Annotated in this window: 17 protein-coding genes; 1 reads left to right on the forward strand and 16 read right to left on the reverse strand. The window is 71.1% G+C overall.

All coding sequences use genetic code 11. The features are described 5' to 3' along the window. Nucleotides 1-28 precede the first annotated feature (28 nt). A complete protein-coding gene (locus ACI2K4_RS26485; RefSeq protein ID WP_404515123.1) occupies nucleotides 29-367 on the forward strand; it encodes a hypothetical protein in 339 nt (112 codons plus the stop codon). Between the two features lie 299 nt (nucleotides 368-666). Here the strand turns inward: ACI2K4_RS26485 and ACI2K4_RS26490 are convergent, their stop codons facing one another. From ACI2K4_RS26490 to ACI2K4_RS26565, 16 genes are all read right to left on the reverse strand, one after another. Then, nucleotides 667-1,674: a sugar phosphate isomerase/epimerase family protein gene (locus ACI2K4_RS26490; RefSeq protein WP_404515125.1), complete on the reverse strand. Its 1,008-nt coding sequence runs from the start codon at nucleotides 1,672-1,674 to the stop codon at nucleotides 667-669. A 278-nt stretch (nucleotides 1,675-1,952) separates the two neighbouring features. Further along, nucleotides 1,953-4,076, reverse strand: coding sequence for a ThuA domain-containing protein (locus tag ACI2K4_RS26495; protein ID WP_404515127.1), 2,124 nt, complete (start codon nucleotides 4,074-4,076; stop codon nucleotides 1,953-1,955). Between the two features lie 88 nt (nucleotides 4,077-4,164). Then, nucleotides 4,165-7,032 carry a PQQ-dependent sugar dehydrogenase gene (locus ACI2K4_RS26500; protein ID WP_404515129.1) on the reverse strand — a complete coding sequence of 956 codons (2,868 nt, stop codon included), beginning with the start codon at nucleotides 7,030-7,032 and terminating at the stop codon, nucleotides 4,165-4,167. A 360-nt stretch (nucleotides 7,033-7,392) separates the two neighbouring features. After that, on the reverse strand, nucleotides 7,393-8,460 hold the full coding sequence (locus ACI2K4_RS26505; protein WP_404515131.1) for a polyprenyl synthetase family protein: 1,068 nt from the start codon (nucleotides 8,458-8,460) through the stop codon (nucleotides 7,393-7,395). Next, nucleotides 8,457-9,851: an alkaline phosphatase family protein gene (locus tag ACI2K4_RS26510; RefSeq protein ID WP_404515134.1), complete on the reverse strand. Its 1,395-nt coding sequence runs from the start codon at nucleotides 9,849-9,851 to the stop codon at nucleotides 8,457-8,459. Before ACI2K4_RS26510 ends, ACI2K4_RS26505 begins: the two co-directional genes overlap by 4 nt. Before the next feature lie 23 nt (nucleotides 9,852-9,874). Next, nucleotides 9,875-11,065, reverse strand: coding sequence for a metabolite traffic protein EboE (eboE, locus tag ACI2K4_RS26515; protein ID WP_404515136.1), 1,191 nt, complete (start codon nucleotides 11,063-11,065; stop codon nucleotides 9,875-9,877). Further along, the gene (locus ACI2K4_RS26520) at nucleotides 11,065-11,928 is read right to left on the reverse strand and encodes a TatD family hydrolase (protein WP_404515138.1); all 864 of its coding nucleotides are present in this window, start codon (nucleotides 11,926-11,928) and stop codon (nucleotides 11,065-11,067) included. Before ACI2K4_RS26520 ends, eboE begins: the two co-directional genes overlap by 1 nt. A 1-nt stretch (nucleotide 11,929) precedes the next feature. Then, nucleotides 11,930-12,559 carry an EboA domain-containing protein gene (locus ACI2K4_RS26525; RefSeq protein ID WP_404515140.1) on the reverse strand — a complete coding sequence of 210 codons (630 nt, stop codon included), beginning with the start codon at nucleotides 12,557-12,559 and terminating at the stop codon, nucleotides 11,930-11,932. Beyond that, entirely contained in the window at nucleotides 12,559-13,602 is a 1,044-nt protein-coding gene (locus tag ACI2K4_RS26530; RefSeq protein ID WP_404515142.1) for a sugar phosphate isomerase/epimerase family protein, read from the reverse strand. Before ACI2K4_RS26530 ends, ACI2K4_RS26525 begins: the two co-directional genes overlap by 1 nt. Continuing rightward, nucleotides 13,599-14,462, reverse strand: a complete 864-nt coding sequence (locus ACI2K4_RS26535; protein WP_404515144.1) for an SCO3242 family prenyltransferase — start codon at nucleotides 14,460-14,462, stop codon at nucleotides 13,599-13,601. The genes ACI2K4_RS26530 and ACI2K4_RS26535 overlap by 4 nt, the downstream gene beginning before the upstream one ends. Before the next feature lie 11 nt (nucleotides 14,463-14,473). Continuing rightward, nucleotides 14,474-15,727 (reverse strand): inositol-3-phosphate synthase, encoded by a 1,254-nt coding sequence (locus ACI2K4_RS26540; protein ID WP_404515146.1) that lies wholly within the window; start codon nucleotides 15,725-15,727, stop codon nucleotides 14,474-14,476. Nucleotides 15,728-16,542: 815 nt separating this feature from the next. Further along, a complete protein-coding gene (locus ACI2K4_RS26545; protein ID WP_404515388.1) occupies nucleotides 16,543-17,727 on the reverse strand; it encodes a Gfo/Idh/MocA family protein in 1,185 nt (394 codons plus the stop codon). A 51-nt stretch (nucleotides 17,728-17,778) separates the two neighbouring features. Beyond that, complete coding sequence (locus tag ACI2K4_RS26550) at nucleotides 17,779-18,828, reverse strand: substrate-binding domain-containing protein (RefSeq protein ID WP_404515148.1); 1,050 nt, start codon at nucleotides 18,826-18,828, stop codon at nucleotides 17,779-17,781. Nucleotides 18,829-18,923: 95 nt separating this feature from the next. After that, the gene (locus tag ACI2K4_RS26555) at nucleotides 18,924-19,994 is read right to left on the reverse strand and encodes an ABC transporter permease (protein WP_404515150.1); all 1,071 of its coding nucleotides are present in this window, start codon (nucleotides 19,992-19,994) and stop codon (nucleotides 18,924-18,926) included. After that, nucleotides 19,991-21,556 (reverse strand): sugar ABC transporter ATP-binding protein, encoded by a 1,566-nt coding sequence (locus ACI2K4_RS26560; protein ID WP_404515152.1) that lies wholly within the window; start codon nucleotides 21,554-21,556, stop codon nucleotides 19,991-19,993. The genes ACI2K4_RS26555 and ACI2K4_RS26560 overlap by 4 nt, the downstream gene beginning before the upstream one ends. Next, the gene (locus ACI2K4_RS26565) at nucleotides 21,553-22,731 is read right to left on the reverse strand and encodes an ROK family protein (protein WP_404515154.1); all 1,179 of its coding nucleotides are present in this window, start codon (nucleotides 22,729-22,731) and stop codon (nucleotides 21,553-21,555) included. Before ACI2K4_RS26565 ends, ACI2K4_RS26560 begins: the two co-directional genes overlap by 4 nt. Between the last annotated feature and the right edge of the window lie 158 nt (nucleotides 22,732-22,889).

The following is a 22,889-nucleotide window of genomic DNA, read 5'->3' on the forward strand; positions in this document are numbered from 1 at the left end:
CGGCGCGTCAGGCACGAAAGGAGCCGCCATGCGCGGAAAGCTGTGGTTCATCGGCGGACTGGCCGCGGGTTTTGTCCTAGGCGCCCGCGCCGGCCGGGAGAAGTACGAGGAACTGGTCGTCCGTGGCCGCAAGGTGCTCGACCACCCGACGGTGCAGGAGGCGGCCGGCGTGGCCCAGGCGCAGGCCAACCGGCTCTACGCCGAGGGCAAGGACCGGCTGAGCCACACCCGGCTGGGCGAGAAGCTCGGTGCCGGTACGACGGCCAACGGCAACACCACCGAGCTGACCTCCACGGGTGCCGGGTCGACCTCGACCTCGACAACCCGTGGCACCACCCCACCCGGCACCGGCACCGCCTCCTTCTGACCGAGGGTAAGGAAGGGCCCCTTGTTAACGGATACGGATAGGAAGGGCCCCTTCCAAACGCCCTCCGGCGCTTGGCTGACGCGCTCCGGCGCCTGAGTTACGGCACGGTCGCCCATGCGCTCGCGCGCGTGCGGTACGGCACGGGCCGGTCGCCACCGGGCGACCGGCCCGCCGCCGTGTCCTCGTCGCGGAACGGTACGGGTCACTCCCTGCTGGCTAAGCGGGCCGAGTCCGCGCCGGCCCGAGGCGGCTCAGTCCTTGCTGGCTAAACGGGGTGAGTCCGCGCCGGCCAGGGCGGGTCAGTCCTTGCTGGCGAAGGCGGCGTCGAACGCGGCGGCCGGTGCGTCGAAGGCGAGCCGGCGGACGAACTGGAGCGCCTCCGGGGCGCCGACGAGGCGGTCCATGCCGGCGTCCTCCCACTCGATCGAGATCGGGCCGTCGTAGCCGATCGCGTTCAGCGCGCGGAAGCAGTCCTCCCAGGGCACGTCGCCGTGGCCGGTGGAGACGAAGTCCCAGCCCCGGCGCATGTCGGCCCAGGGCAGGTGGGAGGCGAGCCGGCCACGCCGGCCGTCGCCGGTGCGTACCTTGGCGTCCTTGCAGTCGACGTGGTAGATCCGGTCGGCGAAGTCGAAGATGAAGTTCACCGGGTCGAGTTCCTGCCAGACGAAGTGCGACGGGTCCCAGTTGAGCCCGAACGCCGGCCGGTTGCCGATCGCCTCGAGGGTCTTCTTGGTGGTCCAGTAGTCGTACGCGATCTCGCTCGGGTGGACCTCGTGCGCGAACCGTACGCCGACCTCGTCGAAGACGTCGAGGATCGGGTTGAAGCGGTTGGCGAAGTCCTCGTACCCCTTCTCGATCATCGACGGCGGGACCGGCGGGAACATGGCCAGGGTGTGCCAGATGGACGAGCCGGTGAAGCCGACGACCGTGTTGACCCCGAGCTTCGCGGCCGCGCGGGCGGTGTCCTTGAGCTCCTCGGCGGCCCGCTGCCGGACCCCCTCGGGCTCGCCGTCGCCCCAGATCCGGGCGGGCAGGATGCCCTGGTGCCGCTCGTCGATCGGGTGGTCGCAGACCGCCTGGCTGAGCAGGTGGTTGGAGATGGTGAAGACCTGGAGGTTGTACTTGGCCAGGGTCTCCTTCTTCCGCTCGACGTACGACTCGTCGGCGATGGCCTTGTCGACCTCGAAGTGATCGCCCCAGCAGGCGATCTCCAGGCCGTCGTAGCCCCATTCGGAGGCGAGCCGGCAGACCTCCTCGAACGGTAGGTCGGCCCACTGGCCGGTGAAGAGCGTGATGGGTCGCGCCATTTCTTCTCCCTGTTGGCTAACTGGGATCCCCGACGGGCACCGCGGCGGCGGTGTTCGTTGACAGGCGCGAGGGAGGCCGGTCCGGCCGTACGGCAGACCGGAGGAGGCGGGACCGGCGCATGCGTACGCACCCGGGCGAGCGGGTTGCGCCTCCCGCTGCTCACCGGTGGTCTCCAGGGTTGCCAAGACCCACTCTAGGCCCCGCCCCCACAGGCAAGGAAGGGCCCCTTGTTAACGCTATGCGTTAACAAGGGGCCCTTCCTTGCACCAGGGGGCGTTTAGGCGGGCAGGGTCCAGCGTTGGTTGGCCGCGCCGAGGCAGTCCCACAGGTGTACGTCCTGGCCGTCGGCCGAGCTGTTGTTCGACACGTCCAGGCACTTGCCGGAGGTGGCGTTGCGCAGCGAGCTGTCGGCGGCGTTCAGGGTCCAGTTCTGCGCCCCGGTGCCGTTGCAGGTCCAGAGCTGGATCTTGGTGCCGTTGACGGTGCCGCTGCCCGAGACGTCCAGGCACTTGCCCAGCGCCCGCAGGGTCTGACCCTGCCGGGTCCAGCTCTGCCTCGGCGTACCGTTGCAGGTGTTGATCTGGATCTGGGTGCCGTCGGCGGTGCCGCCGCCGTCGACCTCGAGGCACTTGTTGGCCAGGCCGACGACCGGGCCGGTGCCCGGGGTCGGGCCGGGGCCGCCACCGCCTCGGACCAGGGTGAGGTCGTCGACGTCGAACAGGCCGGTGCCGCTGCCGGTGAAGGTCAGGTACAGGTTCTGGTTGCCGCTCGGCACGTTGGCCAGGTTGGTGGTGACGTCGGCGAAGGTGTTCCAGCCGCCGGTGTTCGGCACCGTGACCGTGCCGAGGACCGGGCCGGTGGTGGAACCGGTACGAACCTGGATGGCACCGCCGGCACCGCCGGAGACGACCCGGGAGCGGAACGAGGTGACCCCGGTCAGGTCCAGCCCGTTGTACGCGGCCCAGTCGCCGTTGTCGATGTAGCCGATGGTCGAGCCGCCGTTGGCGCCGGTCTTGCCGACCACCTGCACGCCGCCGGTGGAGTTGAACGCCTCGGCCTGGACGGTGGTGTTGCCGGTCGGCGGCTGGGTGCCGAGTTCCTTGATCCGCACGTTGCGGAACGACACGTCGTCGCCGGTCCCGTGGTTCTGCAGGCCGATGTAGCCGGCGAGCGACCGGACCGGGTTGGTGTTGGTGAAGTCGTTGATCTGTACGCCGTTGAGGTAGATCCGCAGCCGCTCACCCTCGACCAGCAGCTCGTAGTTGTTCCACTCCCCCGGCGGGTTGAGCGCCGCGTCCCGGGCCGCGATGTCGGCCGACTTGAAGGTGTAGACCGCGCCGGTGGTCCGGTCGGCCGCGTCGGTGGCGTCGATCTGGATCTCGTAGCCGTTGTCCACCGCCGACCAGGGGTCGGTCGAGGACGGGAAGCCGATGAAGATGCCGGAGTTGTCGTCGCCGTCCATCTTCCAGTCCAGCTTCAACGAGTACGACGAGAACTGCTTCGCGCTGTACCAGTACAGTCCCATGCCGCCGACCGAGGTGAGGGTGGCGTCGGTGTTGGTGAAGTTGCCCGGACCCGCCTGCGACCAGCCGGTGGTGGAGCCGTTGTAGAGGGTGGTGTAGCCGGTCTCGGGGCGGCAGTCGGCCTTGGTCCGGCCGGCCGCGTACCGGATGCCGCCGAGCAGGTGCGCCCGGAACGCCGGCTCCGCGTACGTCGACTGGGTGTGCCCGGCGCCGGTGTAGAACGACCGTCCGCCCTCGTACGCCTTGCACCAGGAGTGCGGGTGGTCGGCGCCCATCCCGCCGCCGGAGTAGGACGACTCGTCGAGCGTGGCCAGCACCCGGGCGGTGGAGCGGACGTTGGTCCGGTAGTTGTACCACTCGTCGGTGCGGGTCCAGGTCTGCGGCAGGGTGGCGGTGGCGGCCGTGGCCCGGTTCTCCACCTTGACGTTGGCCTGCTGGATCGCCGGGTGCGAGGCGAACCAGGCGCCGACCAGGTTGCCGTAGAACGGCCAGTCGTACTCGGTGTCGGCGGCGGCGTGCACGCCGACGTACCCCTTGCCGCTGCGGATGTAGGACTCGAAGGCGGTCTGCTGGGCGGCGTTGAGCGCGTCGCCGGTGGTGTTGAGGAAGACCACCACCTCGTACTGGGCCAGGTTCGCGGTGGTGAAGGCGTTGGCGTCCTCGGTGGCGGTGACGGTGAAGCTGTTCGCCGCGCCGAGGTCGCGGATCGCCTGGGTGCCGACCGCGATCGAGTCGTGCCGGAAGCCGGCCGTCTTGGAGAAGACCAGGACGTCGTACGGGGCGTCGGCGGCGCTGGCCGGGGTGGCGGGGGTGGTACAGGCGATGACGGCGAGTGCCGCCAAAGCCGTACCGAGGACGGGACGCAGCAGTCTGCGCATGGGTGCTCTCCCTAGGGCGAGTTAGGAAGGGCCCCTTCCTATACAGAAAGCGATAAGAAGGGGCCCTTCCTTACATTGGGGGGTGCGGTTACGGGAGGGTCCACTTCTGGTTGGCGGCGGTGGTGATGCAGTCCCAGAGGTGTACGTCCTGGCCGTCGGCGGAGCTGTTGTTCGACACGTCCAGGCACTTGCCCGTGGTGGGGTTGCGCAGGGTGCTGTCGGCCTGCGGGACCCAGTTCTGCGCCCCGGTGGCGTTGCAGGTCCAGAGCTGGATCTTCGTGCCGTTGGTGGCGGCGCCACCGGAGATGTCCAGGCACTTGCCGAGCGCCCGCAGGGTCTGGCCGTTCACGGTCCAGGTCTGGCGGGGCGTACCGGCGCAGGTGTTGATCTGGATCTGGGTGCCGTCGGCGGTCCCGCCGCCGTCGACCTCCAGGCACTTGCCGGCCAGGCCCCTGATCGGGCCGGTGCCGCCGCCACCACCGCCGGTGCCGGTGGTGAAGGTGAAGGCGTCCAGGTCGTAGAGCGCCCCGGTGCCGGTGCCGGCGAAGGTCAGGTAGAGCGTGGTGGTGCCGGCCGGCGGGTTGCTGATGGTCCCGGTGACGTTGGTGAAGGTCTCCCAGCCGCCGGTGACCGGTACGGTCGCCGAGCCGAGCACGGTGCCGGTGGCCGATCCGGCCCGGACCTGGAGGGTGCCACCGCTGCCGGCCGAGGAGACCCGGGCGGTGAACGAGGTGGCGTTCGCCAGCCGGTACGGCTCGAACGCGATCCAGTCGCCGTTGTTGATGTCACCGACGGTCCGGCCACCCTCGGCCGGGGTCTTGGTGAAGGTGTTGACCCCGGAGGAGGTCTTGAAGTGCTCCGCCTGCCGGCGCTTGGGCTGGAGGATGTGCTGGGTGTGGGTGGTCAGCCCGCCGTTGTCGGTGTACTCGGCGTCGAAGATCGGGAAGATGTTCGCCGCCTCGTCGTGCTCACCGTCGGTCGGGATGGTGATGGTGCCGGTGCAGCCGTTGGCCGAGGTGATCTGGTGGCCGTGGGTGTCGTGGCCGAGCACGTACGTCATCTTGACCCGCGAGCAGTCGATCGTCCCGTCCTCCGGGTCGGTCACCGTGATCTGGAACGGGACCGCGTCGCCGAAGGAGACCAGTTGCCCGTTGGCCGGGGCGCTGATGGTCACCGTCGGGGCGGTGTTGCCGACGCTGATGATCACGCTCGCGCTGCCGGTGGCGCCGGCCGGGTCCCGTACGGTCAGGGTCGCGGTGTAGGTGCCGTTGGCGGTGTACGTCTTGGTCGGGTTGGCCGCCGTGGAGGTGGTGCCGTCGCCGAACGCCCAGGAGTACGTCAACGCGCTCCCCTCGGGGTCGGACGAGCCGGCCGAGGAGAACGTGACCGCGAGCGGGGCCGCGCCGGAGGTGCGGTTGGCCGAGGCGACCGCGGTCGGTGCCCGGTTGCCGCCGGCGATGTAGTCGAACCGGTAGAGCGCCGAGTTGGCGTCGCCGTTGAAGTAGCCGGTGCCGTAGTCGAGCACGTAGAGCGCGCCGTCCGGGCCGAAGGCCATGTCCATGACCTGCTTGCCGACCCAGGGGAAGGTGTCGATCGTGCCGACCGAGCCGTCGGTGTTGACGTGGATCGGCTTGATCCAGCCCCGGCCCAGCTCACCGGCGAAGAACTGCCCCTCGAAGGACTGCGGGAACTTGGTGGTGGAGGGGTTGGACGCGCTGTAGCGGTAGACCGGGCCGCCCATCGGCGACTCGGAGCCGCCGCCGAACTCCGGCGGGGTGCCGGCGTCACCGGCGTACCGGATCCAGGCCGGGCGGGCCGGCGGCAGGGTGGTCTGGCCGGTGTTGCGGAAGGAGTTGTTGGTCGGGCCGCCGGTGCAGTTGTACTTGGCGTTGCCGGGCCCGTCCGGGAAGGTCCACTCGTTGTACGTCTCGCTGGTGGTGTTCGTGCCGGTGCAGTACGGCCAGCCGTAGTTGCCGGGCGAGGTGACCCGGTTGAACTCGACCTGGCCGCTCGGTCCCCGGTTGGCGTTGGTGGAGCCGGCGTCCGGCCCGTAGTCGCCGACGTAGACGTGGCCGGTGGTCTTGTCGACGCTCATCCGGAACGGGTTGCGGAAGCCCATCGCGTAGATCTCGGGCCGGGTGTTCGCGGTGCCCGGGGCGAAGAGGTTGCCGGCCGGGATGGAGTACGTCCCGTTCGCGTTCACCTTGATCCGCAGGATCTTGCCGCGCAGGTCGTTGGTGTTGCCGGCGGAGCGCTGGGCGTCGTACACCGGGTTGCGGTTGGTCCGCTCGTCGATCGGCGAGTAGCCGGCGGAGTCGAACGGGTTGGAGTCGTCACCGGTGGAGAGGTAGAGGTTGCCTGCGGCGTCGAAGTCGATGTCGCCGCCGACGTGGCAGCACATGCCCCGGTCGGCCGCGACGTCGAGCACGTTGACCTGGCTCGCCATGTTCAGCGTCCAGTTCGCGTTGACGGTGAACCGGGACAGCCGGTTGACGCCCTGCCAGGCGGTCCAGCTCGTGCCGGTGGCGGGGGCGTCGCCGGCCGGGGTGGAGAGCGGCGGGGCGTAGTAGAGGTAGATGAACCGGTTGGTGGCGAAGCCCGGGTCGACCCCGACGCCCTGGAGCCCCTCCTCGTCGTGGGTGTAGACCGGCAGGGTGCCGACCACGGCGGTGGTGCCGTTGGCGTCCGTACGTCGCAGCGTGCCGTTACGCGCGGTGTGCAGGACCGAGCGGTCCGGCAGCACGGCGATGGTCATCGGCTCGCCGACCTCGGCCTCGCCCCGGGCCAGGGTGACCTGCTGGAAGTCGGCCGCGCTGATCGGGTGGGCCTGTGCCGGGGCGGCGGTGGTCGCGGTGGTGGTGACCACGGTGGTGAGGGTCGCGGCGACGAGCAGCAGGGCTGAGCCCGCTGACTGCCAGCGCCCGGGTCGGATTCTTGCTGTGTCCGATATGGACATAGGGGTGACTTCCCTTCCTGAGCAGTTGACTGCCAGGCAGGGCGCGCGCCGTCGCGCCGGATGCCGTAGCCGGTTGAACCCGACCCGGAGGGATGCCACTCCCGCCGGGTGGTGACCCGTTCGGCGCCATGCGCCTGACGGTCCACCGGTCGATGGGCTAACCGCGCCGCCGGTTACATCGACGTAACAACCTCGTGTTCAGGGTGACACTAATTTCTATGTGTAGATGTGTCCATAGCTTCTTGGTTCCGGAACCAAACTTTTGCTCAGTTGAAGAAAAGTTCGCGTCAGCGTCGCCGGCCGATCGCCGTGAGTGCCGACGCCGCGACAACGCCGCCGTCCGACACCCACCCCGGCGGCTCAGTGCCGGCGGTCGGTCGCCTCGGCGGCCAGCGCCGCCAGTTGCGCCTTCGCCTGCGGTGCCACCGGCGCGTCCACCAGGGCCGCGAGCGCCGCGTCCGTACGCACCCTGATCATCTGCTCGATCCGGTCCAGGGTGCCGGTGTCGAGGATGATGCCGCGCAGCTCGGCCGCCCCGTCCGGATCCAGGTCCGGGTTGCCGAACAGCTCCTTCAGCCGCAGCGCCTGCTCCCGGTCCGCACTGCCCCGGGCCAACGCCATCATCACCGTCGGCTTGCCCTCCCGCAAATCGTCCAGCACCGACTTGCCGGTCACCGCCGGGTCGCCGAAGACCCCGAGCACGTCGTCGCGGAGCTGGAACGCGTCGCCGAGCGGGTCACCGAAGGCGGCGAACGCGGCCAGCAGCTCCGGACCGGCACCGGCCAGCGCCGCGCCGATCTGCAACGGCCGGGTCACCGTGTAGCGGGCGCCCTTCATCCGGATCACCGTCAGCGCGCTCGCCACCGACCCGTCCCCGACCCCGGAGACCAGGTCCAGGTACTGCCCGGCGATCACCTCGGTACGCATGTTCGCGAACACGCCGTAGCCCTGGTGCACCTGGTCGGCGCTGAGCCCGCACTCGTGGAACATCTGGTCCGCCCAGGCGGCGCAGAGGTCACCGCAGAGCAGCGCGGTGCTGCGCCCGTACGAGGCCGGGTCGCCGCGCCAGGACGAGCGGGTGTGCAGGTCGGCGAAGAGCCGGTGCACCGACGGCTCACCCCGGCGCCGGTCACTGCCGTCCATGATGTCGTCGTGGATCAGCGCGAACGCGTGGAACAGCTCCAGCGCCGCCGAGGCGACCACGATCGGGGTGTCGTCCAGCCCGCCCGCCCCGCGCCAGCCCCAGTAGCAGAACATCGGCCGCAGCCGCTTCCCGCCGGCCAGCACGAACCGGTGCAGGGTGGTGAAGACGCCGCGCGGCGCCCCGTCCGGCCAGTCCGGGTCCTGCCGCTCCAGGAACGCCGAGAGTTGGGCGTCGAACCGCTTCCGCAACTCCGCCGCGTCGGTCAGCGGCGCGGTCGCGGTCACGACCGCTCCCGCGAGCCGATGCCGGCGAGTTCCAGCAACAGCCCCTTGACCTCGGTCGCGGCCACCTTGTCCCGGGCGGCGTCCGAGGCGGAGCAGAGCAGCACCGGGCCGTCGGCGGGGTCGGCCGGCAACCGGCCGTGCGAGCCGCGTACCGCCCGCGCCCCGGCGTCCAGCCCGACCACGCTCATCAGGTATCGCATGCCCATCTTCTTGCGCGCCAGCGCCACCCCCGCCCGCCGCTTCGCCGCGCCCGGCGCCTCCGGGTCGAAGAAGAGTTCGGCCGGGTCGTAACCGGGCTTGCGGTGGATCTCCACCAACCGGGCGAAGTCCGGCGCCGCCGCGTCGTCCAGCCAGTAGTAGTACGTGAACCAGGCGTCCGGCTCGGCCACCAGCACCAACTCACCCGCCCGCTCGTGGTCGAGCCCGTACCGGGCCTTGCCCTCGGCGTCGAGCACCTCGGCCACCCCGGGCAGGGCGGCGCAGAGCTTGGCCACCTCGGCCACGTCGGCCGGGTCCTTCACGTACACGTGGGCGATCTGGTGGTCGGCGACCGCGAACGCCCGCGACGTCCACGGGTCGAGGTACTCCATCCCGTCCTGGGTGTATACCCGGAGCAGCCCCTCGCGGCGGAGCAGCCGGTTCACGTCCACCGGACGGTTCGCGTCGGTGATGCCGTACTCCGAGAGCACCACCACCGTGGCGTTGCGCGCCCGCGCCGCGTCGAGCAGCGGGCCGAGCACCCCGTCCAGCTTCGCCGCGGCGGCCACCGCCTCGGCCGAACCCGGCCCGAACCGTTGCAGGTCGTAGTCCAGGTGCGGCACGTAGACCAGGGTCAGGTCCGGGTCGTGGGTCGCCATCACCTGCTGCGCCGCCTGGCAGATCCAGCGCGACGAGGGCAGCCCGGCACCCGGCCCCCAGTAGGTGAAGAGCGGGAAGCCGCCGAGCTTCGAGGTGAGTTCGTCGTGCAGCTCCGGCGGGTCGGTGTAGCAGTCCGGCTCCTTGCGCCCGTCCGCGTAGTAGATCGGCCGGGGCGTGACCGTCCAGTTGACGTCCGCGCCCATCGCGTACCACCAGCAGATGTTCGCCACGGTGTAGTCCGGCCGCTCCTTCCGGGCCGCCTGCCACACCTTCTCCCCACCCATCAGCGCGTGGTGCTGGCGCCAGAGGAACACCTCGCCCAGGTCGCGGAAGTACCAGCCGTTGCCGACGATGCCGTGCTCGCTCGGCGGCGCACCGGTGAGGAAGGTGGCCTGCGCCGAGCAGGTGACCGCGGGCAGCACCGTGCCCAGCTCCGCCTCGAACCCGGTCTCGGCCACGGCGCGCAGCCGGGGCATGTGGGCGAGCAGTCGGGGGGTCAACCCGACCACGTTGATCACTACCAGCGGTGCCATGTTCTCTCCTGCCATGAGCCCGGTCACGCCGTCACCGGGGCGGAAACGGGGGTCAGGCCGAGGTCGACCAGCTCGTCACGGGCGAACGCCAGTTCGGCCGCGATCCCGCCGACCAGCTCGGCGTCCGAGTTCGGCCGCCGGGTCGCCGGCAGAACCCCCCAGGTGTACGTCTCGACGTCGAAGTGGTCACAGCCGGCGCGCTCGCCACCGAGCAGTTCGCCCAGGGCGCCCCGGAGCACCGGGGTGGTGGCCCGCAGCGGCGGCTCCGGGTCGGCGTGCAGCGGCACGTGGTAGTGCACCCGCCAGGCGCCGGGCAGCTCACCGGTGAGCGCCTCGTCGAGGTCGTCGGTGGCGTGTGCCGGATCGGCCGGATCGGCCGCTCCGGCGCAGCCGCTGCCCCGGGTCTGGTGCAGGAAGCGCGGCTCGACGTACCCGCCGAGCTGCTCGGCGGCGGCCACCGGGTCGTCCGCCTGGAGCGCGGCCGACACCTGCACCTTCACCACCGGCAGTCCGGCCCGGCGCAGCTTCGCCAGCGCCTCGGCCGGCTCCTCCCAGGCGCAGGCGAGGTGGGCCAGGTCCAGGCAGACACCGAGCCGGTCGGTGTCCACCCGGGAGAGCTGCTCGACGGCCTGCGCGGTGCTCTCCACCACGCAACCGGGCTCCGGCTCGAACCCGACCCGGACCGCCCGGCCGGTCTGCCAGGCGATCGAGGCCAGGCCGGCGGCGAGCTGTTCCAACGTACGGGCGGCGGCACCGGCCTGGGCCGGGGTCCACGGCGTACGCCAGGCCAGCGGCAGGGTGGAGATGGAACCCCGGGCGGCGTCGTCGGGAAGCAGGTCGACCAGCACCCGGGCCAGGTCGAGGGTGTACTCCAGCCGCTCCGGCGCGGTCCAGTCCGGGTGGTAGACGCCCAGCTTCACCACCGGCGCCTGGAACGACCGGTACGGGAAGCCGTTGAGCGTCACCACCTCCAGCCCGCGCGCGTCCAGTTCGGTACGCAGCCGGCGGCGCAGTGCCGGATCGGCGGCGAGTCCGGCGGCGACCGGTGCGGCCAGCCAGAGCCCCAGGCCGAGTACGTCGGCGTCGAGCCGGCGCCGGATCGGCTCGGCGAAGGTGTCGAGCTGGCTGATCACCCCGGCCAGGTCCTCGGCCGGGTGCACGTTCGTGCAGTAGCTCAGGTGGACGGTCTGCCCGTCCGGATGTCGCAACCGCATCAGCTACCTCCCCGCAGGATCGAGTTGCCCTCGAAGGTCGGCTCCGGTCCGGCCACCTCGCCCTCCAGCTCGGCCAGGTCGAGCCGGCCGGACTGGCCGAAGAACTCGATCGGGTTGCGCCAGAGCACCTGGTCGACGTCGTCCGGAGCGAAACCGGCGGCGAGCATCGCGTCACCGGTGACCCGGGTCAGCAGCGGGTCGGACCGGCCCCAGTCGGCGGCCGAGTTCACCAGCATCCGCTCGGTGCCGTACCTGCGCAGGATCTCGACCATCCGGGGCGGCGACATCTTGGTGTCCGGGTAGATGGAGAAGCCGGCCCAGCAGCCGGAGTCGCGGACCGCCTCGACGGTGACCTCGTTCAGGTGGTCGATCACCACCCGACCGGGTGCGATGCCCGACTCGGCGATCACCGCGAGGCTCCGCTGGGTGCCGCGCGCCTTGTCCCGGTGCGGGGTGTGCACCATCGCCGGCAGGTCGTACGCGACCGCCAGGGCGAGTTGGGCCGCGAAGACCTCGTCCTCCTCCGGCGTGGTCGAGTCGTACCCGATCTCGCCGACCGCGACCACGTTGTCCTTGTCCAGGTAGCGCGGCAGCAGGTCCAGCACCTCCCGGCAGCGCGGGTCGTTCGCCTCCTTCGGGTTGAGCGCGATGGTGGCGTAGTGCCGGATGCCGAACTGGCTGGCCCGGAACGGCTCCCAGCCGACCAGCGAGTCGAAGTAGTCCGCGAACGAACCCGCGCCGGTACGCGGCTGGCCCAGCCAGAACGCCGGCTCGACCAGGGCCCGGACCCCGGCGGCGGCCATCCGCTCGTAGTCGTCGGTGGTGCGTGAGGTCATGTGGATGTGCGGGTCGAAGATGCGCATGTCACGCCTCCTTCGTGGTCGGTCGGGGCGACGACGCCGGGTCGCGGAGCCGGGCCAGCAGGGCGGAGGCGTCGGCGGGGATGGTGCGACCGGCGGCGCGGCGCTCCTCGTCCAGACCGGCGAGCATGATCTCCAGTTCGCCGTCGGCCCGTTCGTCGAGCCGGTCCACCACGGCCAGCGGCACCTCCATGAAGACGCACTTCAGCACCGCCTGGCGCCAGCTCGCCGGGTCGAGGTGGGCGGCGTACGGGCCGAGCGCGGCGGCGACCAGCCGGGTGTCGTTGGTCCGGATCGCGTCGTGCAGCAGCGGCACGGCGCTCGCCCCGACCGGCAGCCACGGCAGGGCGCGCAGGACGGCGCGTTTCTCCGCCGCGTCGCCGTACCGGTAGAGGGTTTCGACCTGGCCGACCACCCGGTCGGCCGGTAGCGCGGTCAGCAGCAGCACCCGGGCCGCGTCGTCGGCGGTCCAGCCGGGTGCCCGGGTCAGCGGCGCCCGGCCGCAGCGGCGACCGGCGGCGGCGAAGAGTCGCCCGAGCGCGTCCGGTTCGGTCCGGACCCGCTCCAGCGCCTGGTCCAGCCAGTCCGGGTCGGGTAGGGCGGCCAGCGCGGCCCGTAGTTCGTCCGGTTCCATTACGCCTCCCCTTCTGCGCCGACCGGGCGGGCCACGGTGGTGACCGTTCCGGCCGGCTCGCTGGTAACGCCGCCGGCCGGGATACCGGTCGCGACGACGGCCGGTGGAACCCCACCGGCACCGTCGGATCCGCCGCCGAGCCGACCCGTCCGGGTCACGGCCACCCCGGCCTGCTTGGCCGAGGCGTGCAGGAAGTCGACCGAGCGGGCGGCGACGGCCGGCGCGGCGTGCGAGTCGCGGGGCAACTCGACCGCGACCAGCCCGGCGTATCCGGCGTCGGCCAGGGCCCGCAGCACCGGCGGGAAGTCGATCTCGCCGGTGCCGAACTCCAGGTGCTCGTGCACCCCCCGCCGCATGTCGTCGATCTGTACGTTGACCAGGTGCTCGGCCACCTCGACCACGCACTCCGGCACGGGCTGCGGTTCGAGGCACCGGCAGTGTCCGATGTCGAGGGTGATGCCGAAGCCGGGCGGCGCGCCGAGCGCGCCGCGCAGTCGCCACCAGGCGGCGATGTCCGGCACCAGCATGCCCGGCTCCGGTTCGAACCCGAGCGTGACGCCGGCCGCGTCGGCGACGTCGACCACCTCGGCGCAGCCGGCGACCAGTCGGTCCCACGCGCTGGTCTGGTCGACCCGGGTCGGGCGGACCCCGGACCAGAACGAGACCGCCTCGGCACCCAGGTCGGCGCCGATCGCCACGGCCCGGCGGAGGAACTCGATCCGCACCGCCGGGTCGTCGTCGAGCAGGGTCGGCGCGTGCTTGCGCCACGGGTCGAGCAGGTAGCGTGCGCCGGTCTCGATCACCAGGCCGAGGTCCAGTTCGGCGAGCCGGTTGCCGAGCGCGCTCACCCGACCGGCCAGGCCGGGGGCGAACGGGTCCAGGTGGTCGTGGTCGAGGGTGAGCGCGACCCCCTGGTAGCCGAGGTCGGCGATGACCCGCAGGGCGTCGTCCAGCCGGTGGTTGGCGAACCCGTTGGTGCCGTACCCGAACCGGAGGCCGGGCGCCGTCGGTGCTCCGGTCGGCACCGCATCCCCGCCGCTCATGTCGGAGACAGCTTCCGGGCCAGCAGCCGGCCGATCGGCGCCGCCGCCGCGACCGCGAGACCGAGCAGGCCGGCACCGGTCCGGGCGACCAGCGCGCCCTGCAACGCGGGCAGGCCCATGATGCCGGCCCCGACCGCCGCCCGTACCTGGGGAGCGGCCGGGTCGGTGGCGACCCGGGCCTGGGCGGTGCCGTACTGGCCGACGTACCAGGCGGTCAGCGCGGCGGGCACCCAGGCCCGCCAGCCGGTGCGGCGGGGGCCGACCACCGCCGAGGCGGCCACCGCGGCGGTGCCGGCCATGGTCACCCGGGGCAGGGTACGGTCGGCGCCGCTGACCTCGCGGCGGGAGAGTTCGGTCACGGTGTACGTGTGCGCGGCCACCGTCACCGCCGCCGGCACCGCCCGCAGTGCCCGGCCACCGCTCGCGCCGAGCAGCACGTCCAGCCCCCGGCAGGCGGCCATCACGGCGGGACCGGCGGCGGTGTTCTTGGCCTTCACGTCGTACGCCCAGATCGCGCCGGCCAGCGGCACCGCGACGGCGAGCGCCCGCCGGCCACCGGTGAGCCCGGCGACGGCCAGCCCGGCGGCGGTCAGCCCGGCCGAGATGCCGAGCGCGGTGTTCGGGCTGACCCGGCCGCTCGGGATCGGCCGCTCCGGCCGTTCCACCGCGTCGAGGTCGCGGTCGGCCCAGTCGTTGGCCGCCATCCCGGCCCAGTAGAGCAGCACCGAGGCACCGGCCAGGGCCGGCACCCGACGGTCCAGGGCATTCGCGGCGGCGGCACCGGCCACCACGTCACCGGGTACGGAGAGCGCCGCCGGCGCCCGGACCAGCTCGGCGAGATCAGCCAGCGAGGGGGGCATGTCGGCGCACCTCAGCCCTGTTCCGCGGCGGACTGTCCGACACCGTCGGCGGGTCGGCCGTCCGGGTCGTGCCCGACACCGTCCGGGTCACCCCCGACGGCGGCCCGGTCCCGCCCGACGCCGGCCGCGTCGGCGTCGAGCCGGCGGACGAAGGCGCAGAGGGTGGCCCACTGCTCCGGCAGCGAGTGCGGTCCTTCACCGAGCGGGTCCTTGAAGAAGAACGCCAGCTCGCCGAGGGGGCCGCTGCGTCCGGTGTGGTGCGCGGTGGCGGTCAGCCGGGCCAGGTCGAGCACCAGCGGCGCGGCGAGCGCCGAGTCACAGCCGTGCCAGGTGAACTCCATCCGCATCGCGGTGCCGAGGAACCCGGAGAAGGTGATCAGGTCCCAGGCTGTCTTGAAGTCGCCGATGTCGTCGACGTACTCGATCCGGGTGTTGCCCTGGGGCACGTAACCCAGCGTCTCGCCGAGCACCCGCTGCTTGCTCGCCGCCTTCGCGGCGTTCGCGGCCGGTTCGGCCAGGTTGGCGCCGTCGCCGCCGCCGAGCAGGTTCACCCCGGACCAGGTACGCACCTTCAGGTTGCGCAGCGCGAACATCGGCGCCAGCACCGACTTGACCAGGGTCTCCCCGGTCTTGCCATCGTGCCCGGCGTAGGGCAACCGCTCCCGCTCGGCCAGTTCGGCCAGGGCCGGCAGCCGGGCACCGGTGGACGGGGTGAAGTCGACAAAGGAGCAGCCGGCGGTGAACGCCGCGTACGCGTACGCGGAGCTGTGCGGCAGCACCACCGCCTCGGTGGCGAGCGCCCGCTCCAGCGCGGCCAGGTCGGCGTGCCCGGGGTGCGGTTCCGGTGCCGGTTCGGTGGCCGAGACGTTCACCACCACCACCCGGTCCAGCCGGTGCCGCTCGCGGAAGTTGTTGAGGTCGGTGACGAGTGCGGCGATCACGTCGGCCTGCCGCTGCGCCGCCGGCACCGGACGGATCTCGTCCTCGACCGAGGCCAGTTCGTCGGGGAGTGCGGCCACCAGTCGGGCCGGCAGCACACCGGCGGCGGCGAGCGACTCCGCTTTCTTGAGGATGGGGGTGGGGGCGATGTCGTGACCGCCGAAGACCAGGTCGGCGTAGCCGGGCAGGGCCGGGCTGCGCAACGCGGGTAGTTCGGTGACGCAGCCGGTCGGCTCGACGAGCCCGGCACGTAGGGCGAGTGCCCCGACCACGCTGGTGACGGCGACCGAGCCGCGTGCGCCCACCAGCCAGATTCCCGTACGCATGTTGTGCTCCTTCCTCGCGCGGGGAACTGCGCGACGGCACCTGCCCGGGGGGTCGGACAGATCCGCCGGTATAAATACTGGCGTGCTGGAAAGTCAACGGCGTGGTGGAAGAGCACCCCGCCCGCCCGACCTGCGCGGATGACGTCCCACGAACAGCGCCGGAGTCGGCGGCAACGGCGTTGTTCGTGGAACCCGACAGGTACGGGCGGACGGGGCTGGCAGGCAAGGTCGGTCGGCGTCGCGACCTTGCCTCCCCCGCGTCGTGCCGGCTGGTACGGCGGCGGTACCGCAGCGCCGCGCCAGCCGGAGTCCTTCCCTGATGTAGTTGTCGGATGCGGTCCGGGACGGGGGCCCCGGGCCGTACCCCGGGCTACGGCGTAGCCCTCTGCGAAGGTGTCCGGACCGTGTTGGGGTCCGGATCGGATGACCGGCCCTGGGGGTCAGGGTCCGGGTGGAACCGTGGAACGGGCGGCCCCGGGGGTTGGGGCCGGTCGGGTGCCCCGAGGGGGTCGGGGTGGCCGTGCTGCTCGGGCGTCCGGTACGACCGGGGAATCCCGGTCCGGCCGTACCGGACGACCGCGTTACCTCCGTACGTCCGGCACGGTCCGGCTGGACTCGCGAGACGTACGCCCTCCGGGTCGACCCTGCTCCGGGCGCGGGGCGCAACCGCGACCGGACCCTCGCTGATCGGCCCGGAAAGCCGCTCGGGTGGGGTTGTTGGCACGCAACCCCACGGGATGGACGTACTGGAACCGGTGGGCGGACCTACCGGTGCGCCGGGCGGCGCGACCGGTCGGTGCCGCGGTGGTGCCGGGTCAGGCGGCGACCGTGACGAGCGTGGGCTCGACCTCGGTCCACGACGAGCCCAGCTCCGCCGAGCGCACCACCGCGTCCAGCACGAGCTGGACCTGGAGGGCGTCGGCGAACGACGGGGTGGGGTCGGTCCCGGTGGCGATCGCCTCCAGGAAGTCACGCATCTCGTGGGTGAACGAGTGCTCGTAGCCGATGATGTGTCCCGGCGGCCACCACGCGGACATGTACGGGTGGTCGCCCTCGGTCACCAGGATCCGGTTGAAGCCCTGCTCGGCCGTGGGGCCGCTGGCCTCGTAGAACTCCAGCTCGTTGAGGCGTTCGAGGTCGAACACGACCGAGCCGAGCGATCCGTTTATCTCGACCCGCAGCGCGTTCTTGCGCCCGGTCGCGAACCGGCTCGCCTCGTACGTGGCCAGGGCCCCGCCGTCGAGCCGCGCCACGAAGACGGCGGCGTCGTCGACGGTGACCTCACCGGTGGCGATCGCCTCGACGGAGCCGTTGCCGGTGGACGCGGCGAGTCCGCTGGACTCCGCCGGCAACGGGCGCTCCTTGACGAACGTCTCGGTGATCGCGCTGACCCCCGTGATCCGCTGTCCGGTCACGTACTGGGTCAGATCGATGATGTGCGCGCCGATGTCGCCCAGCGCACCGGAACCCGCCCTGTCCCGCTGCAACCGCCAGACCAGCGGGAACTGCGGGTCGACAATCCAGTCCTGCAGGTAGACCGCACGCACGTGCCGGATCACGCCGAGCCGGCCGGATTCGACCAGCTTGCGCATGAGGGTGACCGCGGGGACCCGGCGGTAGTTGAACCCGCACATGGACCGCACGCCAGCCGCCTGCGCCTTGGTCGCCGCGGCGACCATGGCCCGAGCCTCCTCCACGGTGTTGGCCAGCGGCTTCTCGCACAGTACGTGCTTGCCCGCCGCCAACGCCGCGATGGTGATCTCGGCGTGGCTGTCGCCGGGGGTGCAGACGTCGACCACGTCGATGTCGTCCCGGTTGATCAGGTCACGCCAGTCGGTGGTGTGCCCGTCCCAGCCGAGCCGGTTGGCGGCCGTGGCCACCTTCGACTCGTCCCGGCCGCAGATCAGGGCCATCCGGGCTCGTGTCGGCAGGTCGAACACGCGGTTCACGGTGCGCCACGCCTGTGAGTGCGCGGCGCCCATGAACGCGTAGCCGACCATGCCGACCCGCAGCTCGCTTTCTACAGTGGACAAGGTGGGCCTCCCCCTAGATCAGAACCCGAGCTTGCTGTAAGTGCTCGCGTTCTCCTTGGTGATGGTCTCCGAAGTGAGAGTGATCTCCTTCGGGACCTGCAGCTCGACCAGGTCGGACATGCCCTTGCCCTGACCGATCAGGCGAGCCAGCGTGATCGCCGAGGATGCCATCGAGGGGCTGTACGTGACCGTCGCCTTCAGCACGCTGTTGTCGGCCCCGATCGCGTCGATCGCGGCCTTCGAGCCGGCGCCGCCGACCATGATGAACTCGCTCCGGTTCGCCTGGGTGATCGCGGCCAGCACGCCGATGCCCTGGTCGTCGTCGTGGTTCCAGACCGCGTCGATCTTCGGCAGCGCCTGGAGGAGCTGCGACGCCGCCACCCGGCCGGTGTCGGCGGTGAACTCCGCCGGGATCCGCCGGGCCACGGTGAAGCCGAAGGTGGCCAGCTCGGCCTTGAAGCCGGCCGAGCGCTCCGAGGTCAGCTCCAGCGAGTCGATGCCCGGGATCTCACCGATGATCGGGTTGGCGATCCCCTTGGCCTTCATCTGCTCGCCGATGTACTTGCCGGCGGAGACGCCCATGCCGTAGTTGTCGCCCTTGATCTGGAGCCGGTAGGCGAGCGCGTCCGGGAACGCGCGGTCCAGGTTGACCACCGGGATGCCGGCCTTCATGGCCTCCAGGCCGAACGCGTTCAGCTCCTTGCCGTCGTGCGGCAGCAGGACGATGACGTCCGGCTTCTGCGCGATCAGCGTACGGAGCGCGGCGAGCTGGGCGGGGGCGTCGGCACCGGCCTCGACCGTCTTGAAGGTGACGTCCGAGTAGAGCCCGGCCTGCGCCTTGGCGTTGGTGGTGATGGCCGCGAGCCAGCCGTGGTCGGCGGCCGGGGCGGAGAAACCGATGGTGACCGGCTTGCCCGGGGCGGCGGCGGAGGCGTCGGCGACCTTGGTCTGGCCCTCCGGCGCGGAAGCTTCGTTACTGGTGCAGGCGGTGAGCAGGGCACCGGCGCCGAGCGCGGCCCCGCCGAACATCAGCCGGCGGCGCGACAGGTCGCGCGCTTGCTGGGTCATAACGACCTCCTGTTTTCCTTGAAGGGTGGGGGTGTGCGGATATGTTGGGTCCGGCGAGCGCCTGGCTGCGGCGTCACCTGGAGGGTTGCGGTGCCTCAGGTCGTGGTGACCTTGTTCCGCGCGAAGAACTGGGTGACCGACTTGAACCGGAATTGCTGGATCAGTACGGCGGCGACGATGATGCCGCCCTTGACCATGTTCTGGATCTCGACCGGAAGACCGTTGATCGCGAACAGGTTGGTGATCGTGGCAAAGATGATCACGCCGAGCACGGAGCCGATGATGGTTCCCCGGCCGCCGCTGAGCAGCGTCCCGCCGATGATCGCGGCGGCGATCGCGTCGAGTTCGTAGAGGTTGCCCATGGCCGCCTGGGCCGAGTTGGCCTGGGCGGTCAGCATGATCGCGGCGATCCCGCAGCAGAGCCCGGAGAGCGCGTAGAGCAGCAGGCTGTGCCACCTGACGTTGATGCCGGCGAGCCGGGCCGCCTCGGGGTTGCCGCCGACCGCGACCGTACGGCGACCGAAGGTGGTGCGGTTGAGCAGCACCCAGCCGACGATCACCACCCCGGCGAAGATGTAGACCAGGATCGGGATGCCGAGGAACTTGTTCGCCGCGATCCCGTTGATGAAGGTGTTGCTCGAGACCTGGGTCTGCTTGTTCGAGATCTGGGCCGCCAGCCCCCGGGCGGCGACCAGCATGGCCAGGGTGGCGATGAACGGCACCAACTTGCCGTACGAGATCAACACGCCGTTCACCAGACCGACGATCGTGCCGACGATGATGGCGGTGAAGATCATGCCGGCCGCGCCGTAGCTCTGGGTGGCGACGGTGGTGGCCCAGACCCCGGCGAGCGCGACGATCGCGCCGGCCGAGAGGTCGATGCCGCCACCGATGATCACGAACGTCATCCCGACGGTGACCACACCGACCACGGAGGCCAACTGGAGGATCGACAGGACGTTGTTCCAGACCCAGGTGGAGTCGCCGTACAGGTTCGGCTGGGTGACCGCACCGATGATGATCAGCAGCGCCAGTACGCCGACCAGACCCAGGTTACGGGTGATCGACTCGCCCAGGTCGCCACGAAACTTGCCACCCTTGGCCGGAGGCGTGGCGCCGCCGTGCTGCGGGGTCTCGGCCACCGCGGTCGCGGTCGCGTCACTCATGCTGGCGCACCTTCCATCAGCGACCCCGACATGACGAGGTCGAGCACCGTGTCTTCGTCAAGTTCGCCAGCCGGCGCCTCGCGTACCACCCGTCCCTCCCGCATGACCAGCACACGGTCGGCCAGGCCCAGCACCTCGGGCACCTCGCTGGAGACCAGCAGCACTCCCACACCACGTGCGGCAAGGTCGCGGATCACCTGGTAGAGCTCGGCGCGGGCGCCGACGTCGACGCCCCGGGTCGGCTCGTCGAGCAGCAGCAGCCGGGTGTCGCCGAGCAGCCAGCGACCGACCACCACCTTCTGCTGGTTGCCACCGGAGAGGGTGCGTACGGCCCGGCGCACGTCACGCGGACGCAGTTCCAGCGCGTCGGCGATACCCTCCGCCTCGGTCCGTTCCTTGCCGGCGTCGGTGAAGCCGAGCTTGGCGTACCGACTGAACGTGGCCAGCGTGACGTTGCGGTAGATCGGCTCACCGAGCAGCAACGCCTGGCTCTTGCGCTCCTCCGGGGCCATTCCCATGCCGGCCTTCACCGCCGCGCCCACGCTGCCCGGACGCAGGGTGCGCCCGTTCATGGTGACCGTGCCGGCCTGTGCCCGCCGGGCGCCGTAGATGCACTCCAGCACCTCCGACCGGCCGGAGCCGACCAGACCGGCGATGCCGACGATCTCACCCGCGCGGACGGTCAACGAGATGTCGGCGAACTCGCCGTCACGGCTGAGCCCGTCCACCCGGAGCAGTTCGGCGGAGTCGGCGTCGGTCGCCGCCGGCCGGTCCGGGAAGACGTACTCGATGTTGCGGCCGGTCATCCGGCTGACCAGATCCTTGGTCGGGGTGGTCCGGGCGGGCAGGTTCGCCGCCGTGGTCCGACCGTCCTTGAGTACGGTCACCCGGTCGCCGATCTCGCGGATCTCGTCCATCCGGTGCGAGATGTAGATGACCGCGATGCCCTGTGCGGTCAGCTCGCGGATGATCCGGAACAGGTTGCCGACCTCGTCGTGGGCGAGCACCGCGCTCGGCTCGTCCATGATGATCAGCCGAGCCTCGTGCGAGAGCGCGCGGGCCATGCTGACGATCTGCTTGCCGGCGGCCGGCAGCGACCGGACCATCGTGCTGGACGGGATCTCGCCGTGGCCGAGGCGGGCGAGGATGCCGTTGGCCTGGCGTTCCATCCGACCACGGTGGACGAAGCCGAGGCTGCGCGGCTCGTGGCCGAGGAAGGCGTTCTCCGCCACCGACAGGTCCTCGACCAGGTCGAGCTCCTGGTAGATGGTGGCGATCCCGGCCTTCATCGCGGCCTGCGGGTTGGCGAAGCTGACCGGCTCACCCAACCACTCGACCTGGCCGGAGTCCGGTTGGTGGGCGCCGGAGAGCACCTTGATCAGGGTGGACTTGCCGGCCCCGTTCTGCCCGAGCAGGCAGTGCACCTCGCCGGCCCGCACCTCGAGCTGCACGCCGTCGAGCGCGCGTACGCCGGGGAAGGTCTTCACCACGTCGGTGAGCCGCAGCACGACCGGCGACTCGACCTGGTTATCTGGTTGTTCGGTAATGGCTTGCTCGCTCACAATGCCTCCCCGAAGGCGACGTCGCTGGCGAGTACCGCGGCGCCGGTGACCCCCGCGCGGGGGCCGAGTTCGGAAAGCACCACCGGCAGGTTGCCGGTGGCCAGCGGCAGCGACCGCCGGTAGACCACGCTGCGTATTTCCGCGAGCAGGATGTGACCCAACTGGGCCAGCCCCCCTCCGATGACAATCATCGATGGATTGGCGAAGCTGACCAGGCCGGCGAGAACTCCGCCCACCCGCCGCCCGCCGTCACGAATGAGCCGGATGCAGGTCACGTCCCCCTCGACGGCGCCCTCGGCGACGTCCAGGGCGGTGACCGCACCGCTCGCCGCGAGCCGCTCGGCCAGCACCGGTGATGCGCCACTGCGAGCCGCGACCGTGGCGTCCTTGGCCATGGCTGCGCCGCTGAACAGCGCCTCCAGACAGCCGACGTTGCCACATGAACACATCGGACCGTGCGAGTCGACCTGGATGTGGCCGATGTCGCCGGCGCATCCGTCGGTGCCCCGGTAGACCTCACCGGTCAGGTAGATCCCGCACCCGATGCCGGTGCCGATCTTGACGAAGAGGAAGTCGTCCACCGAGTGGGCGACGCCCCCGTGCCGTTCACCGATCGCCATTATGTTGACGTCGTTGTCCACCACCGCGGGGCACTTGTGCTCGCGGGTGAGCAGCTCACGCACCGGGAACCGGTCCCAGCCCGGCATGATCGGCGGTGACACCGGCACCCCGTCGCGGAAGCTCACCGGACCGGGCACGCCGATGCCGACCGCGTCGAGCCGCTCGTACGCGCCCTCCACCTTGGCCTTGTGCAACAGCTCGTTGACCCGTTGCAGGATCACCTTCGGGCCGGAACGGATGTCGCTCGCCTCGGCGTACGCGATGACCGGCTCGAGGCGCCCGTTGACCACCTCGACGTCGATCGAGCTGGCACCGAGGTCTACCGCGGCGAACCGCAGGGCCGGGTTGAGCTCGACCAGTGTGGAGCGACGACCGCCACGGCTGGCGGCGAGTCCCGCCTCCGCGACGTATCCGGCGTTCACCAAACGGTCCAGTTCGGCGAGGAGCCGGGGTCGGGGCATCTCCAACCGGTCGGCGAGTTCGGCGCGGGAGACCGCGCCCTGGTCACGGAGGAGTCGCAGCAACCGGAGGTGGAGTGGTTCCGCCGTACGCACGTGGACTCACCTCCCGGTCGGGTCTGTTCACATCGACGCAACGTCGAGGTGTTGTGCCCGACACAGTAGGAGCCTTCCGGCGCGGCTGTCTAGAGCTTCAGGAGATCTGGAACGAACTTTTGTCTTCTTCAGCAAAAGCAGCGTCGCGATCAAGAAAA

The organism is Micromonospora sp. NPDC050397 (assembly GCF_044901685.1).
Lineage (GTDB): Bacteria > Actinomycetota > Actinomycetes > Mycobacteriales > Micromonosporaceae > Micromonospora_G.

Coding starts and splice junctions, on each gene's coding strand:
- ACI2K4_RS26485 (WP_404515123.1), top strand. CDS start 29: ATGCGCGGAAAGCTGTGGTTCATCGGCGGACTGGCCGCGGGTTTTGTC.
- ACI2K4_RS26490 (WP_404515125.1), bottom strand. CDS start 1,674: ATGGCGCGACCCATCACGCTCTTCACCGGCCAGTGGGCCGACCTACCG.
- ACI2K4_RS26495 (WP_404515127.1), bottom strand. CDS start 4,076: ATGCGCAGACTGCTGCGTCCCGTCCTCGGTACGGCTTTGGCGGCACTC.
- ACI2K4_RS26500 (WP_404515129.1), bottom strand. CDS start 7,032: ATGTCCATATCGGACACAGCAAGAATCCGACCCGGGCGCTGGCAGTCA.
- ACI2K4_RS26510 (WP_404515134.1), bottom strand. CDS start 9,851: ATGGCACCGCTGGTAGTGATCAACGTGGTCGGGTTGACCCCCCGACTG.
- eboE (WP_404515136.1), bottom strand. CDS start 11,065: ATGCGGTTGCGACATCCGGACGGGCAGACCGTCCACCTGAGCTACTGC.
- ACI2K4_RS26520 (WP_404515138.1), bottom strand. CDS start 11,928: ATGCGCATCTTCGACCCGCACATCCACATGACCTCACGCACCACCGAC.
- ACI2K4_RS26525 (WP_404515140.1), bottom strand. CDS start 12,559: ATGGAACCGGACGAACTACGGGCCGCGCTGGCCGCCCTACCCGACCCG.
- ACI2K4_RS26530 (WP_404515142.1), bottom strand. CDS start 13,602: ATGAGCGGCGGGGATGCGGTGCCGACCGGAGCACCGACGGCGCCCGGC.
- ACI2K4_RS26535 (WP_404515144.1), bottom strand. CDS start 14,462: ATGCCCCCCTCGCTGGCTGATCTCGCCGAGCTGGTCCGGGCGCCGGCG.
- ACI2K4_RS26540 (WP_404515146.1), bottom strand. CDS start 15,727: ATGCGTACGGGAATCTGGCTGGTGGGCGCACGCGGCTCGGTCGCCGTC.
- ACI2K4_RS26545 (WP_404515388.1), bottom strand. CDS start 17,727: ATGGTCGGCTACGCGTTCATGGGCGCCGCGCACTCACAGGCGTGGCGC.
- ACI2K4_RS26550 (WP_404515148.1), bottom strand. CDS start 18,828: ATGACCCAGCAAGCGCGCGACCTGTCGCGCCGCCGGCTGATGTTCGGC.
- ACI2K4_RS26555 (WP_404515150.1), bottom strand. CDS start 19,994: ATGAGTGACGCGACCGCGACCGCGGTGGCCGAGACCCCGCAGCACGGC.